Raw genomic sequence first — 15882 nt, 5'->3', positions numbered from 1 at the left:
CCGGGTGGTTGCTCGGTTACGCGATGGTGCTCGGTTGCATCTGGCTGAGGTCCTGGAGGCTCGCCGCGGTGCCGGGCAGCCGGGACCGCGCCGGGGCCATCAGCCCGTCGAGGAACAGCTGCAGATGGCGGCGGACGAACCCGTCGATGCCCGGGCACGCGGTGCCCGGCAGCGGTCGGGTGAGCTGGGAGAGGGCGACCATCAGATCGCCCACGGCGACGTCGTCGCGCAGCTGGCCGCTGCGCCGTGCCCGCGCCATGAGGTCGGTGACGGCCCCGTCCAGGCGGTCGCGGGCGTCCTCCAGCTCCGGCAGGTTGCGTTCGAAGCCCTCGGAGAGCATCGGGCACAGGGCTCCGATGCGCTCGTCGGCCGCCGCGTACACGAACCGGCGCAGCGCGGCGAAGGCGTCCGACTCCTCGGCCGCCGCCGTCTCCGCCGCCACCGCCACGCGCTCCATCACCGCGAGGACCACGCTGGTGACGAGCTCGGCGCGGTCCGCGAAGTGCCGGTAGAGGGTCGCGTTGCCGATGCCCGCGCGCCGCGCGATCTCGTCGAGCGGCACCATGGCGCCCTCCTCGACGAAGATCTCGCGGGCGGCCGCGATGATCCGCTCCCGGTTGCGCAGGGCGTCGGCCCGCGGGCGCGGGGCGCGGCGGGGCTCTGCGGCGGTGGTAGCGGTGGCGGTGGACACGACACGCACTCCTTCTCGAAGTCTTCGAAGCTGTTCTGATCACATTGCCGAAGCGGGGAAGCTCTCCCCGTTTCGGCGGGACACAGGTGCAAACGGGGAAAGGCTCCCCGGTTATTTCCGACCGGCCGGCCAGTTTCATGTGACCTGAGTCACACCTTCCGAATCGGAAAACCACCCCTCCCGAATCGGAAAACCACACGCGCGGCCCACCCAGCGCGCGCCCGCGACACGCCCGACACAGGGTGATCGCACGAGCGCAGTCAGGGACCGGCCTGCTGCCGGACGGCCGAAGGCGGGCGTGCGTATGGACGTACGTATGGAGGAGTCCGGCGGGCCCCGCCGTCCGATATCCGGCGGGCCGCGCGACCCGCGCCGACGCCGCACCCTCGCCGGGGCCGCCCTGGCCGCGGTGGTCCTGGCCTCGATGACGTCCGGCAGCACCACGCTGGTGGCCCCCTCGCGGGCGTCGGCGGGGCCGGTGGCCACGGGCGGCGATCTGGCGCTCGGCCCGTGCCGGATCAGCGCCACAATGGGCGTGCAGATGTCGGAGGGCCTGCCGACACCGCCCGGCTACGCGCACTCCACGGGCACGGTCCGCGCCCTCACCCTGATGGTCGACTTCCCGGACGCGCCGGGTCCGCAGTCGGCGCTGAGCCGGTACGAGGAGTTCGTGCCGCAGACCACGCAGTGGTTCCGCACCGCGTCGTACGGGCGGCTCGACTACCGCCCCGAGGCCCCGATCCCGCAGTGGCTGCGGATGCCGCAGGCGTTCTCGGCGTACGGGATAGAGCGCGGCGCGCCGTACGAGCCCGGCTACCACCGGCTGGTCAAGGACATCGTGGCGGCGGCCGGCCCACGGGTGAACTTCGCCAAGTACGACCTGGTCAACATCCTGATGACGCCGAACGCGGGCCCGTCGGCGCTGGACACGGTCCTGTCCGTCACCTTCTCCGGGAACGAGGACGCGCCGGTGGCGGACGGTGTGCCGCTGTCCAACACGTCCTTCGTCTACAGCCGCCAGGACGATGGCTCGGGCTCGTACCGCGAGACGGGGTACCGCGTGCTGCCGCACGAGAACGGCCACGTCTTCGGGCTGCCCGACCTGTACACCCCCGAGGGCGGGGGCGCGGTCGGCCACTGGGACATCATGTCCGAGGACTGGGGGGCCAACAACGACATGCTCGGCTGGCACAAGTGGAAGCTGGGCTGGATCGACAACTCCCAGGTCAACTGCGCGTCGCGGCCGGGCACGACGGAGTACGTCCTGACCCCGCTCTCGGCGCCGGGCACCGGCCGCAAGCTGGTCTTCGTCCCGCTGTCGGACGAGTCCGGTTACGCGCTGGAGGTACGCACCCGGGCCGGCAACGACGAGGCCGTCTGCAAGCCCGGGGTCCTGATCTACCGCGTCAACACGGACGTCGACACGGGCCGGGGTCCCATCACGGTCGCGGACAGCACGAAGGACAGCGGCGGCTGCACTCGCCGCCCCAACGTCCAGGCGGAACTCTCCGACGCGCCGTTCGCTCCCGGGGAGCACTTCACTGATCGGGAGCGGGGGGTGCGGGTGGCGGTTCTCGGGGTGGATGAGCTGGGGAACTACCGGGTGCGGGTGACTCGGGGCTGAGGGTTGTTTCCCCCACCCCACCCCTTCCCGAAAGCCTCCGGCGGGTGTCGGTCGGGTGCGGGTGGGTGGGGGCTGGTCGCGCAGTTCCCCGCGCCCCTAACTACCTAGGGGCGCGGGGAACTGCGCGAGCAAACCCAGCACGATCCGCAGCCGAAACGGGGCGCAGGGGCGAAGCCCCGCGTACCCACCCACCCCAGCGGGGTGCAGGGGCCGCAGGCCCCGCTGGGGTTCAGGGGCGAAGCCCCGCCAGGGGTCCGGGGGCGTAGCCCCCGGGAGACCACCCTCGCCCCCACCCACCCCCGGAGGGTTCAGGGAAGGGGTGGGGCGGGGGAAAACCGCGCCCGGAGCTCACGCTTCAGCACCTTCCCCGTCGCATTCCGCGGCAACGGATCCCGCCCGATCAACACCTGGGACGGGACCTTGAACGCCGCCAGCGTCCGGGACACATGGGCGCGCAGCTCCTCCGGGGTCACCACACCACCCACCTGGACCGCCGCCCCCACCTCCTCCCCCAGCCGCGCATGCGGCACCCCCACGACCGCAGCGTCCAGCACCGCGGGGTGGCCGCACAGCGCCGCCTCCACCTCCACGCAGTACACGTTCTCCCCGCCCCGGATCACCATGTCCTTGATCCGGTCGACGACCGAGACCCGGCCGTCCCGCAGCACCGCCAGGTCCCCCGTCCTGAACCACCCGTCCACGAAGGCGAGTTCGGTGGCAGCCGGATCGTTCCAGTACCCCCGGATGTTCGACTGGCCACGCAGCCACAGCTCACCCACCGACCCGTCCGGCACATCCCGCCCGGAGACGTCGACGACCCTCACCAGGGTGGTGGGCGTGGGCCGCCCCACACAGTCGGGCCAACTCCGGTACTCCGCACCGAAGTTCGCCAGCACTCCCCCACTGGTCTCGGTCAGCCCGTACCCATTGCGGGGCTCGATCCGCTCCCCGTACCGCGAGGTGAGCCGCCCCACCAGACCGGCCGGCGCGGCGGACCCACCGGTGTTGAACATCCGCAGCGACGGCATCGGGTCGCCCACCTCCTCGGCCGCGTCGAGGAGGTGCAGGGCAGTCGTGGGGACACCCGCGTAATGCGTCACCCCGTGCTCACGTATCAGCGACAGCGCCCGCCCCGCGTCCCACTTGCGCATCATGACGAGCGTGCCGCCCGACCCCATCACGGAGTAGAACCCGCTGAAGCCCGCCACATGGAAGAACGGATACGTCACCAGGGATACCGGCGCGGGCCCCTGCCCCGGCACCTCACCCCGTCCGAGGAGGGACATGGCGGCATGGAAGCGGGGGTTCATCGCGGCCCCGGCCTGCGCGAGATGCGTGGCCACGGCACCCTTGGGCCGGCCGGTGGTGCCGGAGGTGTAGATGATCGTGGCGTCGTCGGACGGCGAGACCGGCACGTCGGGCGGCCCGGCGTCGGGCTCGTCCGCCGCCGACGCCAACAGGTCGGCCATGCCGTCGTACACCTCGAAGCCCTCCGGGAGATCACCCACACCCTCGAAGACGATCCCCGGCACCGAGGCCCCGCGCGCCCACCCCGCGACCCGCTCCAGCCGCTCCCCGTCCACCATCAGCACAGCGGGCCCGCAGTCGTCGAGCGCGTACGCGAACTCGTCCTCGGTCCACCACGCGTTCAGCGGTACCGCCACGAGCCCCGCCAGCTGCGTGGCCCAGAAGGCCACCTGCCACTCGGGCAGATTCCGCATGGCCACGACGGCACGGTCACCGCGCCGCAGCCCATAGACCCCGACCAGCCGCCGGGCCAGCGCGGAGGCCGCCGCGAAGAACTCCGCGTACGAGTACGTCCCGCTCTCCGCCACCAGAAACGGCCGGTCCCCGTACGCCCAGGTGACCTCCACGAACTCCCGCAGGGTCCGTGGCCCGGCCGCATAGACCGGCACCCCGTCCGCCCCGCGCTCCACGGCGAAGGGCGCTCCGGGCGCGGTGAGGAGCGCTTCGGCGGAGGCCGGGGTGTGCGGGTGCGGCACGGGGTGCCCTCCTGTGACGGCGGATACGACGAGCTACGGCGGATACGGGCGGCGCACCCCACAACATATGCGCCTCGCCGCGACGGGGTCAGCCCAGCCAGGCCGAGGCCACCGCGACCGCCTGGCGCGGGTTGAGGCGGGGGTCACAGAAGCTCGTGTACTTGTCGCCGACCTCGTGCAGTCCCTCCGGGTCGCTGACGCACTCGGTGACGGCTTCCGGCGTGGTCTCCAGATGCATGCCCCCGGCCACCCCGCCCGCGCCGGTGACCGCGTGATGGAACTCCACGACCTCCCGTACGACCGTGTCCACCAGCCGTGTCTTGAGCCCGTCGGGCGCGCTGACGGTGTTGCCGTGCATCGGATCGGTCAGCCAGGTGACCGGGTGGCCCGCCGCGCGCACGGCCGCGACCAGCGCGGGCAGCCGCTCGCCGACCCGGTCGGCCCCCATGCGCGCGATCAGGGTGAGACGGCCGGGCGTGCGTTCCGGGTCGAGCGTGTCGCACAGGGCGAGCAGCTCCCCGACGGTCATGCCCGGCCCGACCTTGCAGGCCACCGGGTTCGCGACGGCCGCGAGCAGCGCGACATGCGCACCGTCCACCTGCCGGGTGCGCTCGCCGATCCACGGCCAGTGGGTGGAGGTGAGCAGCAGCCGCCCGTCCTCCTGGCGGCGCACCAGCGGCAGCTCGTAGTCGAGCAGCAGCGCCTCATGACTGGTCCACACGGGCGTGTCATGCGGAATCCGCCCACTCCGCTCACGCCGATCACTCCACCCCAGCAACTCCACAACTGCGCATGACGCTTGATAACCCGTCAGCATGCGAAGGGGATCGGGTCGTCGCACTTCCGGGTCGGGTTCGGGCCCGTTGACCATGTGCCCCCGATATACCGGCAACTCCACCCCACCTACGAACTCGGTCGGCCGCGAGCGCGGCTTGGCGTACTGCCCCGCGAGCCGTCCGACCCGTACGACCGGCTTGTGCGAGGCCATCCTCATGACCCCGGCCAGCATTTCGAGCAGTCCCACTTTGCGCGCGACATCGCCGTGACCGGCCTCGGCCCAGTCCTCGGCGCAGTCGCCGGACTGGATGACCTGCGCCTTTCCGCCCGCGACGGCGGCGAGCCGCGCATGCAGCGCATCGACGTCACGGGCGTCGACGAGCGGTGGCAGCGAGGTGAGTTCCTCCGTTACGCGGCCGAGTCCCGCGTGGCCTTCCCAGTCGGGCTGCTGGGCCGCCGGAAATGTGCGGAGGTACGTACGTAATGTGCGGACACCGGTCACCTTTGCTCCCCCAGAGTGCGAGTCCTACGGACATCGACTCTTGCGGAGCGCGAGCGGAAAACCGGAGTTGTTCCGCCGCTCCCGGGAATTGCGGCGGATTCTCGGCCCGAAATTGACGGAGTTCCCGCTCTTGCGCAGACGCGTGACGACGTCATGCCGCGTTGGTGAAGCTCGCCAGGGCGGCGACGTTGATGCAGATGTTGGACTTCTGTATACGTACGGGCGCAGAGTGGACGCACCGAGTCGAGAGGACCGCCCCATGGCCCAACACCCCGCCGAATCCAGTGCGTTCGCGCCAGCCCCGTCCACCCGGGCGGTGGTCGAGGCGTTCTTCGCCCGGCAGCGCACCGGGGACCTGGCGGGTCTGCTCGACCTCTTCGCCGACCGCGTCGACTTCCTCGCCCCGGGCGCCCCGAACGCCGCCGATCTGGGCCCGGACGCCGCCCTGTCGGACGTCTCCCGGTTCTTCGCGACGCTGGACAAGGTGTTCGCGCCGGACGAGGACTTCCTGGTGCTGGGGCGGGACGCGGTGGTGACGGGGTTCGCGTGCGGGGGTGTCGGGGACGGGACCGCGAATCCGATCGCGCTGCGGTTCACGGTGACGGGCGGACGGATCGACCGCTGCCATCTGACGGAAGTGAGCGCGAGGTCCTGACCTGATTCCGGCATTCCGGTATTTCGGCATTCCGGGAGGTGAATTCCGCCCCAGAGATGGGCAGTTGATGACTGCTCGGGGCGTACGTGTGCCCGCACCCAGGAACGTGGACGCAGCCGTAGACGTACGCGTAAAGGAGCCCGAGTGAATGCCACGAGGCGCGACAGCCGTGCCGCCACGCTCGTCATGGCCTGTGTGGGCGTCTTCGTCGCCTATCTGCCGGTCACCACGGTCTCGGTGAGCCTGCCGACGATCCAGCGCGGACTCGACGCGTCGACGGCCGACCTGTCCTGGGTCACCGACGCCTTCGTCCTGCCGATGGCGGCGCTGATTCTCACGGCGGGCGTGGTCGGCGATGTGTACGGGCGGCGGAAGGTCTTCCAGGCGGGGCTGGTGTTCTGCGCGGTCGGAGCGGCGGTCGCGCTGAGCGCGCACGGTGTCGCGGTCCTGTGGACGGGGCAGGCGCTGGCCGGTGTGGGGGCCGCCGCGCTGCTGCCCGCCACGCTCGGACTGATCAGCCACGCCGTCCCCGACCCTCGTGAGCGGGCGAAGTACATCAGCATGTGGACGGCGTCCCTGATGGGCGCGCTGGCCGTCGGCCCGATGATCTCCGGCGTGATCCTGGAGCACGCGTCCTGGCGCTGGATCTACCTGGCCCCGATCCCGGCCTCGCTGCTGACCATGGCGACAGCCGCGCGGCTGGTGGCCGACTCGCGCGCGGCGGGCAGCCGCAGACTCGACTGGCCCGGCCAGCTGACGGCCGCGGTCGCGATCACGGCGTTGGTGTACGGGGTGATAGAGGGCGGAAGTTCGTCGTTCGGCGAACCGAGGGTGGTCGTCGCGCTGGTCCTGGCGGGGGCGGGCCTGATCGCCTTCGTGGTGGTCGAGGGCCGCAGCGACAGCCCGATGCTGGACCTGAAACTGTTCCGCAGTGCGGCGTTCAGCGCGACGGCGCTGGTCGCGATGATCAGCTTCCTGGGCCTGATCGGCTTCATCTTCGTACTGAGCCTGTATCTGGGCCAGGTGCAGCAGCTGGGGACGCTGGACGCGGGGTACCGGATGCTGATGTTCACGCTCCCGGCGATGGTGGCGGGCCCGGTGTTCGGGCAGGTGATGCACAGGGTGTCGGCGCGGATCCTGATCACGGGCGGCCTGCTGCTCGCCACTTGTTCGCTGCTCTCCCTGACCTCGATCGACGCGTCGACGTCCTTCGGCGGCCTGGCCTGGCGGCTGATCATGCTCGGGGTCGGCTTCGGGGCGGTGTTCGCCCCGATGACCGCGACGGCGATCAACGCGGTGCCGCAGCAGCTCGCGGGCATGGCGGCGGCCGGCAGCAACGCGTTCCGCCAGGTCGGCGGGGCGCTCGGCCCGGCCCTGATGAGCGCGCTGCTCACGACGAAGGTGACGGCGGCGCTGCCGGGCCGCCTGGCCGACGGGGGTGTCGCGCCCGATGCGCGGCACCGAGTGGTGGCCGCGGTCGACGGCGGCGGCTTCGGCGCGGTCCACACGGTCGACCTCGGCGCGTCCACCCCGCGCATGCTGCACGCGTTCGGGCTGGCCTTCGTCGACGGGATCCATCTGTGCCTGGTGGTGTCGGCGGGGTTCATGCTGCTGGCGGCGGCGGTCAGCGCGGCCCTGCTCCGCACCCCCCGACCCGCCCACCCCGCTCCCCCGCCCCCATCCGCTACCCTGTCCTGGGCTGCCCACAGCGGCGGCCGCACGTAGCCCCGCCTCCGTAGCTCAGGGGATAGAGCACCGCTCTCCTAAAGCGGGTGTCGCAGGTTCGAATCCTGCCGGGGGCACAGTGAAGTAGCAGGTCAGAGGCCCTTCCACCCAACGGGTGGGAGGGCCTTTCTGTCACGCTAGCCCCATCGGGACGCGGGCTGTTCCACATCGCTGCCGCCCCGGTGCGGTGTGGTGACGTACCCCTCCGCCGGGGTCGGGAGGGCGTTGACGCACTGCTGCGAACATGCGTTGACCAGCAGGGGCAGCACGTCCGTGGCGACGCGCAGGGATATCCACACCTGGTGGAGCGAGCGGGCTTCGACCGGCTGGTCGCAGACGCTGCACCGGTCGATGCCCGTCGTGCCCCAGCGGTACGGGTCGAGGTCGGCGAGGTCTTGCTCGCCTGCCGCCGCCCCGCTCGGCCTCAGCCGGGGGAACGGGGGGCGCAGCTTGAAGTTGCCGAACAGGGACCGCGTACTCACCGTGCTCGCACGCAAGTTGGGGCACCGGGTGATCTCGTAAGGGAACCAGTGCAGCCGGCACGAGGTGTACGGGCTGAACTCCTCCAGGCGGGTCATCGCCCCGATCTCGGGCGGGACGCGGACCAGGTTGCTGCCGTACAGAACCAGGTGCTTGACCGCCGTCAGCTTGGCGATCGACGGCGGGAGGGTGACGATCTGCCGCCGCTCGCCGGGGCTCAGCTGCACCAGCGGCTTGAACACCTGCCTGCCGTCGGCCGCCGCCTCGTCGATCAGTTCAAGGAGGTGCTGCCAGCCCGGCGCCGAGGTGTCCTGACGCTCCGGGTGAAAACCGACACCGGTCCCCCGCTGGACACCGCTCTGGTCGAAACACGTACACCGGTCGCGGTCCGGCTCAGCCCCGCCCGGCCCGACCGCATCGGCCCACCGGTTCCCGAAGCGGACCGGCTGATCTTCGTCGCCCATGGCGCCACGATACGGACTGACAGCGGCAGCAGCTCACGGGTTAACCGGGACACCGCGGTCGCCCAGCCGGCGTACGTGGTGGCGGCAGTAGCATGCCGATGGGGCGTGGCGTGGCCATGCGCGGTCACGGCTCGACGCCGGGCGGCAGGGCGGCTGCCGCGCAGGTGTCGTGCGCGTAGCGGGAGTACGCGCCGCCGGAGTCGCTGAGGAACACGTACGTGATCGCGGCGGCGCCCGGGTCGTGGCAGATCACGCACTCGCGGTACCGCTCTGGATGGCTCGACGCCGGTCGCCCGTCATCGGCGGCTTCTGCATTGCCTGTTGCTGGGGTCATGCCGGGGACCGTAGGGACGGTACGACCGGCAGCGCGCGACGATTGCGCCCCATTGCGCATGCCGCCTCGCCGGTTGAGGCGGATTCCTATGAAGCCTCCATGGACACCCTCGCCCGGCCGATCAGACGTCGCGCCTGCGCCCCGTACACGGCGGCCTCGGACAGCCAGTCCCATGCCCGCCCGTACAAGGCGATGTTGTCCTCGTCGTCGAGCCACATCTCCGTGTTGATCGTCTCGACGATGACGAGCCGTTGATCGTAGATCCAGAATCCATGTGAGGGCGCGCGCCGCAGCTGTGCGCCGAACGGAATGACGCCGAGCTCGATGGTGTCCAGGCCCATGAGCCCCGTCAGGCGGTCCAGTTGGGCGGCCATGACGCTGCGGGGGCAGGTGACGACGTGGAGGGCGCCTTCCCAGACGAGGAAGCGGAAGCGCCGCCCCGGCTCGTACAGGACGTCCTGGCGCCGGATCCGGGCGCGGACCGCGTCCTCGATGTCCCGGGAGAGCTGCCGGAATTCGGCGTTCGCCCGGAAGGTGTGCCGAGCGTACTCGGCAGTCTGGAACAGCCCCGGGATCCGCGCGACTTCGAGGCCGCGGATCGTCTGCGTCGCCGCGCTCTCGGCGATCCCGAGTTCCTGGCGGGCCCGGTGCCCGCCGGCCAACTGGCGGCGCCAGGAACGGTAGTGCGTCTCCAACCCCGCCAGGCGCCCCGTCAGTTCATTCGAGAGATCGGGCCGACCGACCGCCTGCGCCCACTGCGTGAGATCGCTCTTCGAAGGGGTCTGCTTCCCGTTCTCCAGACGACTGACCTTGGAGCGCTGCCACCCGAGCACCCCCGCGATGCCCTTCCCGTCGAACCCGGCCTCGGTGCGCAGCTCACGCAGCCGGGCACCGAGGGCGATGCGGGCGGATTGGAAGTCGTTGCTCACACGGCGGAACGTACCGTCCGTGCGAACTCGGCGGCACGGACCGCGTAGTGCCAGGCGGCATCGCGGGCCCGGCAGGCCGCGACGACGTCGAACGGTTCTTCGCTGAGGTGCACCCCGAGGGTGGTGTCGTGGTCGTCGAAGGCGAACCGCATCAGGATGCGGCTGTCGAACAGCCAGAAGTCGAAGTCCGGCAGGCCGAGCCGTTCGGCGTCGGCACGGTAGAGGTTGCGGATGTCCTCACCCGCTGCGACGTTGGCCGGGGCTCGGGCCAGGAGGAACCGCTGTCCTTCGGTCGGCGGATCGTCGACCAGGCGTACGCGTTCGATCCGCTTACCGGCGGACGTCTGGGCCGCGATGTTCCGCAGCCAGGGGCGCTGTGCGTCCTGGCCGACGTCCTCGCCCCGCAGCCACCGCTGCCAGTTGGGGCTGTGGCGGTCGGAGGCGTAGCCCCGGCGGGTCTCCAACCGCCACGCGGTGTGCTCGAAGTCCTCGAAGAGGTGAGCCGCCTCGGAGAACGGTGTGAGGTGCACCGTCACTCCTTGGGGGCGAAGCGCAGAAGAAGCTCGCGAGGTACGCGGACGAACCCCTCGGTCGGCTTCACATCCCGGAGCTGCGCCAGGTGTTCGGGATCGGTCTCCAGCTCGCCCTGGACGAGGATGTCGCCCGTCTCGACGATCTCGTACAAGGTGGGACAGTCACCGTCGTCACTGGTCGTGCCGATGAACCGGAGTGTCATGGTGCCCTCCATCTGCTGCCGGTCGGGGGACCAGGATGCGACGGATGGGCGCAGAGCGGGGCGGGATTGCGGCGGATTGCGGATCCAGTCCGTGACGACTCCGTTGCGCACAACGACGAGGGCCCCACCTCAATACGGCGCAATAACCCGCGCCTCCCCCGCCCGCATCCGCAACCCAAGGGCCGACGCCTGCGCCGTGTACGCCAGGATTCGTTCGCCCTCGGGGGGCAGGGGGGTGCGGGGGCGGAAGAGGAGGTGGCCCAGCCACGTCGTGCCTGCCCAGATCGAGGCCTGCCAGACTCCGCCGTCCAGGAGGACCGGGGGGCGGGGGGACGGGGCCGGGCGGGGCACCGTGGGGAAGGCCGTCGAGCGGCCCGCCACCACCGTGCCCACGTGGTCCCGCACCATCGCCTCGCCGTCCAGCAGGATGCCGACCTCGTCCGCCAGCGCCGCAAGGCCCCGGGCGGACAGGGCGAGGCCCAGGATGTGGTCGCGCAGCGCCTCCAGGCGGCGTTCCGTCTCGATCGTCTCCATCGCCAGCGCGCTGTGCTCCTCCAGCTTCGCCACCTCGGCGTTGTAGAGCTCCACCCATTGGGCCTTGTCTATGGCCACTGCCGCCAGGTCCGTCAGCGAGCCCATCAGGGCCACCTCCGCCGGCTCGAAGGGGCGCACCTCCCGCTGGCCCAGGTAGAGCACTCCCACGCTGCCGCCCTCGTGGTGGAGCGGCAGGGCCAGGACCGAGCGCACGCCCTCGCGCGCCGCCATCGCGTCCAGCGCGGGGTCGTGGTCGATGTCGGGCTCGGTGAGGTAGTCGGAGGTCCAGAACGGCGCGCCGGTCGCCCGGACCACCGCGCCGATACCCCTGCCGCCGGTCATCTGGATGCCCGTGTGGAAGGAGTTGGTCACGCCCGCCGAGGCCCTCACCACCGAGTCGCCGTCCTTCGACGTCAGCAGCGTCACCACCGCCACGTCCACGTCCAGGAGTTGGCGGGCCCGCTGCGCCACCACCCTCAGCAGGCCGTCCACATCGCACGCGCCCATCAGGTCGCGTGAGGTCTCGATGAGGGCGGCCAGGTCCAGTTCACGCCGTCGGCGGCCGCTCAGCAGGCCGTGGACGGTACGGCCCAGCCGGCCCGCCCGATGGATACGCGCCAGTTCGTCGGCCGACGCGCCCCGGTCATGGACGCGCAGCAGCACCTCGTCGATCTCCTGCAACGGCGCCTGCGCGGCGAGCAGTTCGAGGATCTCCAGCGCTCCGGAGTCGCCCGCTCCCCACCGTGCCGCCGCAGCGGACGTCCTCTTCGCCACGACAGCCTCCCCCCGGGCGCGTCCGCCACCAGCCTTCCGAGCCCTTCCGAGCCTTCCGGGCCTTCCGAGTCAAACACATGTGTGGATTGTGTGGAAGAGATGCGTGGGAGGTGTGTACGGCGACTTCAAGCCGTTCCTCAGCCGCCGGGCAACCGCCCCGGACGCCCGGCGGACCGCCGCGCCCTCACCCCCACACCCGCTCCTCCGACTCCTCCGCCAGCGGCGCGTAGTGCTCCGTGAACAGCTTGGCCACCAGCTCGCCCCGGCTCGACACCCGCACCTTCTCGAAGATCGCCTTCACATGGTCGCGGACCGTGTGCGGGGAGAGGAACAGCTTCCCGGCCATCTCCGCCGTGCCCAGGCCCCGCGCGATGTACTGGGTGATCTCCAGTTCGCGGTCGGTCAGTTCGTACGCCTTCACCATCAGCGGGGCGACCTCCGAGATCGACGCGCGCTCGATCACCACCGCCGACACGCCGAGCTCGCCGTCCGCGCCGCGCAGACACGAGGCGTGGCAGACCAGCCAGCGGCCGCCCTTGCTGCGCACCCGCACCCGGGCGCTGCCCTTGTCCCAACCGGCCGCGATCGCCCGCGCCTTGCTCGCCGTGCTGTGCATCCAGGCCGGTACGCGGACGCCGAGCGCGGTCGGGGTCGTGGGGCCGGGGACGAGGTCGTCCAGGAGCTCGCGCGCCTCGTCGTTCACGGAGAGGAGCTGGCCGCCCGCGTCGAAGAGCAGCAGGCCCGGGCCGGGGCCGCGGCTCGGGGTCGGCTCGGCGGACGGCTCGGTGAACGACCGCAGCCGCTTGGCCATCGCGGTCGACAACTCCCGTACGACGAAGGTGTCGTCGGCGCCGAACGCCGGCGCTCCCTGCGCCCGGAACAGGCTGACCTGGCCCCAGGGGTGGCCGCCCACCCGCAGCACCGCGCGCAGCTCGTCGTCGAGGCCGCGCGGCGCCAGGAAGTCGCGGTAGAGCGTGCTGCGGCCGGGCAGCCCGCCGGTCGCCTCGCGCAGCCCGGCCACCGGCACGCTCGCGCGGGCCAGATCGCGGAACAGGTTGATGTTCTCGGTGAGCAGCTCGGACTCCCAGTACACCGAGCAGCCCTCGGACGTCAGGTTCTCCACCCGGATCGGCGAGGTCATCATGCCGGTCACCGGGTCGGTGGCCCGCCACACCGCCGCGTCGTACGGCAGCAGCCGGCGCAGGTGGTCGGAGGCCGTGGCGAAGAGCGCGAGGGCGTCCGGGGCCGTGCGGATGTCCGCGAGGAGCGTGTCGATGGCTCGGGCGGTGCTCGCGTTGGTGCTCGCGTTCGCGTTCCTGGGCGCAGTCACGGGACCGGTCACTCCTCGTCGGGTGCGACTCGGCACCTACGCGTCTCGTTGCGTGCGAGTCGTCCCTCCATGGTCTCCCACTCCAACCCCTGCGCACACCCCCTCACTTGAGGGGGATGCCGAGGTGAGGACACCCACATCTCGGGATGGAGGCGAGGGTGCCCCAACGTCGACGATCTGTGTACGGGTCGCCGTCGGCGGCCCGGGCTCCCCTGCCGACACAGGAGGCTTCTGCCGTGCGATCCGCCCTCCAGCACACCCCGCCCATAGGCGCCGACGAGGCGGCCGCGCTCGCCGCCGCCGTGCGCGGGCCCGTACTGCTGCCCGGGCAGCCGGGCCACGCCGAGGAGAGCGCGGGCTTCAACACGCTCCTGGAGCACCGGCCCGCGCTGGTCGTCGGGGCGACCGGGGCGGCGGACGTGGCGGCGGCGGTGCGGTTCGCGGCCGCCCGGCGGCTGCCGGTGGCGGTGCAGGCGACCGGCCACGGCGCGGCCATGGCCGCCGACGGCGCCGTGCTGATCTCCACCCGGCGGATGACCGGACTGCGGGTCGCGCCCGAGCGGGGCAGCGCGCGCATCGAGGCCGGGGTGCGCTGGGAGCAGGTGATCCACGAGGGCGCCGCGTTCGGCCTGGCGCCGCTCAACGGCTCGTCCCCGCTGGTCGGCGCCGTCTCGTACTCGCTCGGCGGCGGCCTGGCCGTGATGGCCCGCACCTTCGGTTACGCGGCCGACCACATCCGCAGCATCGACGTGGTGACCGCCGACGGCGAGATACGCGTGGTCGACGAGGAGCGCGAGCCCGAGCTGTTCTGGGGGCTGTGCGGCGGCAAGGGCAACTTCGGTGTGGTCACCTCGCTGGAGATCGGCCTGATGCCGGTGCGCAGACTGTACGGGGGGTGCCTCAGCTTCGACGGCGCGCTGGCCCCGGAGGTGCTGCGGACCTGGCTGGAATGGACCGCCCGGGTGCCGCGCGAGATGACCTCCTCGATCGCCCTGGTCCGCTTCCCGGACGACCCGGCGCTGCCCGATGAGCTGCGCGGGCGCCTCGTCACCCAGGTGCGGATCGCGTTCACGGGATCGGCCCGGGACGGCGAGCAGCTGGTGTGGACGCTGCGGGAGGCGGGGCCCCGGCTGCTCGACACCGTACGGGAGATGCCGTACACCGAGATCGCCTCCGTGCACGGCGACCCGACCGTTCCGTACGCGTATCACGAACGCACCGCGATGCTCGGCCCGTTGGACCGCGCGGCGGCCGACCGGCTGCTCGCGCACGCGGGTCCCGACTCCGGGTGCACGCTCGGCCTGGTCGAGCTGCGGCATCTCGGCGGCGCGCTCGCGAGCCCGGTGCGGCACGACAACGCGGTGGGCAACCGGGACGCCGAGTACTGCCTTTTCACCGTCGCCCCCGGCGGCCCCCGGGACATGGGGGCGGGCCCCGACGACCTCCTCGTCGACGCGATGGCGCCCTGGGCCACCGGGGGCCGGTACCTGAACTTCCTGGACGCCTCGGCGGGGGCCGACCACGTGCGCAGCGCCTTCACCCCCGATACGTACGACCGGCTCGCCGCGCTCAAGGAGCGCTACGACCCGGCCAACCTGTTCCGGGTCAACCACAACATCGCCCCCCAGGCACGGCGCAGCGAGGTCCCGGCGTGAACATCAGCGTGATCGGCGCGGGCCCGATGGGCCGGGCCACCGCCCATCTCTTCGCCCGGGCCGGGGAGACCGTGCAGCTCGCCGACCGCTGCGGGGACCGCGCGGTGCGGGCGGCGGCCGACGCGGGCGCGGGCGCCCCGGGCACGGTCGTCGCCCGGGACGTCGCGAGCGCCCTGCGCGCCGAGCTCATCACCCTCGCGGTGGGCGCCGACGACGTGCTCGGCTTCGTCGGGGAGCACCGCTCCGCGCTCGCCGGGAAGATCCTCATCGACACCACCAACCCGGTGGAGGCGGCCGGGGCGCTGCCGGACCGGGCGACCACCACCAGCATGACGGAGCTGATCGCCGAGGCCGCGCCGCAGGCGTCCGTGGTCAAGGCGTTCAACACCTCGTGCGCGGCCACCCTGTTCTCCGGCCGGCTCGACGGCGCCCACCTCGACGTGTTCGTGGCGGGCGACGACTACGAGGCCAAGATCCCCGTGATCGAGCTGATCGACCGGGCGGGGCTGCGCGGCCTCGACGCCGGTGACCTGCACAACGCGCGCGTCCTGGAGCAGATGGCGCTGCTGTGCATCGAACTCATCGACCGGCTGGGCCTCGGCCGCAACGCCGGACTCAAGCTCCTGCCCGACGGGTGACACCCACCCGTACTCCCCTCCCCGTACCCAC

At 71.9% G+C, this 15882-nt stretch carries 15 protein-coding genes and 1 tRNA gene; 6 read left to right on the top strand and 10 right to left on the bottom strand.

The window, feature by feature from the left end:
* Positions 1 to 16: 16 nt before the first annotated feature.
* Positions 17 to 691: a TetR/AcrR family transcriptional regulator gene (locus tag BG418_RS30360; RefSeq protein WP_188277173.1), complete on the bottom strand. Its 675-nt coding sequence runs from the start codon at positions 689 to 691 to the stop codon at positions 17 to 19.
* 316 nt (positions 692 to 1007) lie between these two features.
* Between BG418_RS30360 and BG418_RS30355 the strand changes: the two genes are divergently transcribed.
* A complete protein-coding gene (locus BG418_RS30355) occupies positions 1008 to 2315 on the top strand; it encodes a M6 family metalloprotease domain-containing protein (RefSeq protein ID WP_188277301.1) in 1308 nt (435 codons plus the stop codon).
* 308 nt (positions 2316 to 2623) lie between these two features.
* Here BG418_RS30355 and BG418_RS30350 read toward each other — a convergent pair whose 3' ends face one another.
* Positions 2624 to 4318, bottom strand: coding sequence for a class I adenylate-forming enzyme family protein (locus BG418_RS30350; protein ID WP_188277172.1), 1695 nt, complete (start codon positions 4316 to 4318; stop codon positions 2624 to 2626).
* A gap of 88 nt (positions 4319 to 4406) precedes the next feature.
* Positions 4407 to 5597, bottom strand: coding sequence for a 3-deoxy-7-phosphoheptulonate synthase (locus BG418_RS30345; protein WP_188277171.1), 1191 nt, complete (start codon positions 5595 to 5597; stop codon positions 4407 to 4409).
* Positions 5598 to 5856: 259 nt separating this feature from the next.
* On the opposite strand from BG418_RS30345, the gene BG418_RS30340 reads away from it, so the two are divergent.
* From BG418_RS30340 to BG418_RS30330, 3 genes are all read left to right on the top strand, one after another.
* Positions 5857 to 6252 (top strand): nuclear transport factor 2 family protein, encoded by a 396-nt coding sequence (locus BG418_RS30340; RefSeq protein ID WP_188277170.1) that lies wholly within the window; start codon positions 5857 to 5859, stop codon positions 6250 to 6252.
* Between the two features lie 186 nt (positions 6253 to 6438).
* Positions 6439 to 7977, top strand: coding sequence for an MFS transporter (locus BG418_RS30335; RefSeq protein WP_188277300.1), 1539 nt, complete (start codon positions 6439 to 6441; stop codon positions 7975 to 7977).
* Positions 7978 to 7981: 4 nt separating this feature from the next.
* A tRNA-Arg gene (locus tag BG418_RS30330) sits at positions 7982 to 8054 on the top strand.
* Positions 8055 to 8114: 60 nt separating this feature from the next.
* Here the strand turns inward: BG418_RS30330 and BG418_RS30325 are convergent.
* From BG418_RS30325 to BG418_RS30295, 7 genes are all read right to left on the bottom strand, one after another.
* Complete coding sequence (locus tag BG418_RS30325) at positions 8115 to 8921, bottom strand: leucine-rich repeat domain-containing protein (protein WP_188277169.1); 807 nt, start codon at positions 8919 to 8921, stop codon at positions 8115 to 8117.
* Positions 8922 to 9045: 124 nt separating this feature from the next.
* The gene (locus tag BG418_RS30320) at positions 9046 to 9255 is read right to left on the bottom strand and encodes a hypothetical protein (protein ID WP_188277168.1); all 210 of its coding nucleotides are present in this window, start codon (positions 9253 to 9255) and stop codon (positions 9046 to 9048) included.
* Positions 9256 to 9341: 86 nt separating this feature from the next.
* Positions 9342 to 10184 (bottom strand): Scr1 family TA system antitoxin-like transcriptional regulator, encoded by an 843-nt coding sequence (locus tag BG418_RS30315; RefSeq protein WP_188277167.1) that lies wholly within the window; start codon positions 10182 to 10184, stop codon positions 9342 to 9344.
* On the bottom strand, positions 10181 to 10714 hold the full coding sequence (locus tag BG418_RS30310; protein WP_188277166.1) for a DUF6879 family protein: 534 nt from the start codon (positions 10712 to 10714) through the stop codon (positions 10181 to 10183). The genes BG418_RS30315 and BG418_RS30310 overlap by 4 nt, the downstream gene beginning before the upstream one ends.
* Before the next feature lie 2 nt (positions 10715 to 10716).
* Positions 10717 to 10920 (bottom strand): hypothetical protein, encoded by a 204-nt coding sequence (locus BG418_RS30305; RefSeq protein ID WP_188277165.1) that lies wholly within the window; start codon positions 10918 to 10920, stop codon positions 10717 to 10719.
* Positions 10921 to 11049: 129 nt separating this feature from the next.
* Positions 11050 to 12228: a GAF domain-containing protein gene (locus tag BG418_RS30300; protein ID WP_188277164.1), complete on the bottom strand. Its 1179-nt coding sequence runs from the start codon at positions 12226 to 12228 to the stop codon at positions 11050 to 11052.
* Positions 12229 to 12412: 184 nt separating this feature from the next.
* Complete coding sequence (locus tag BG418_RS30295) at positions 12413 to 13558, bottom strand: helix-turn-helix transcriptional regulator (RefSeq protein WP_317453804.1); 1146 nt, start codon at positions 13556 to 13558, stop codon at positions 12413 to 12415.
* A 236-nt stretch (positions 13559 to 13794) separates the two neighbouring features.
* On the opposite strand from BG418_RS30295, the gene BG418_RS30290 reads away from it, so the two are divergent.
* Entirely contained in the window at positions 13795 to 15213 is a 1419-nt protein-coding gene (locus BG418_RS30290; RefSeq protein WP_317453803.1) for an FAD-binding oxidoreductase, read from the top strand.
* On the top strand, positions 15210 to 15851 hold the full coding sequence (locus tag BG418_RS30285) for an NAD(P)-binding domain-containing protein (protein ID WP_188277162.1): 642 nt from the start codon (positions 15210 to 15212) through the stop codon (positions 15849 to 15851). The genes BG418_RS30290 and BG418_RS30285 overlap by 4 nt, the downstream gene beginning before the upstream one ends.
* The last annotated feature ends 31 nt before the right edge of the window (positions 15852 to 15882 follow it).

It is taken from the genome of Streptomyces sp. CBMA152 (assembly GCF_014596475.1).
Classification (GTDB): domain Bacteria; phylum Actinomycetota; class Actinomycetes; order Streptomycetales; family Streptomycetaceae; genus Streptomyces.
Note: the sequence above shows the minus strand (reverse complement) of the source record. Positions and strands in the feature narration are given on the sequence as shown.

Coding starts and splice junctions, on each gene's coding strand:
- BG418_RS30335 (WP_188277300.1), top strand. CDS start 6,439: ATGGCCTGTGTGGGCGTCTTCGTCGCCTATCTGCCGGTCACCACGGTC.
- BG418_RS30355 (WP_188277301.1), top strand. CDS start 1,008: ATGGAGGAGTCCGGCGGGCCCCGCCGTCCGATATCCGGCGGGCCGCGC.
- BG418_RS30340 (WP_188277170.1), top strand. CDS start 5,857: ATGGCCCAACACCCCGCCGAATCCAGTGCGTTCGCGCCAGCCCCGTCC.
- BG418_RS30325 (WP_188277169.1), bottom strand. CDS start 8,921: ATGGGCGACGAAGATCAGCCGGTCCGCTTCGGGAACCGGTGGGCCGAT.
- BG418_RS30305 (WP_188277165.1), bottom strand. CDS start 10,920: ATGACACTCCGGTTCATCGGCACGACCAGTGACGACGGTGACTGTCCC.
- BG418_RS30320 (WP_188277168.1), bottom strand. CDS start 9,255: ATGACCCCAGCAACAGGCAATGCAGAAGCCGCCGATGACGGGCGACCG.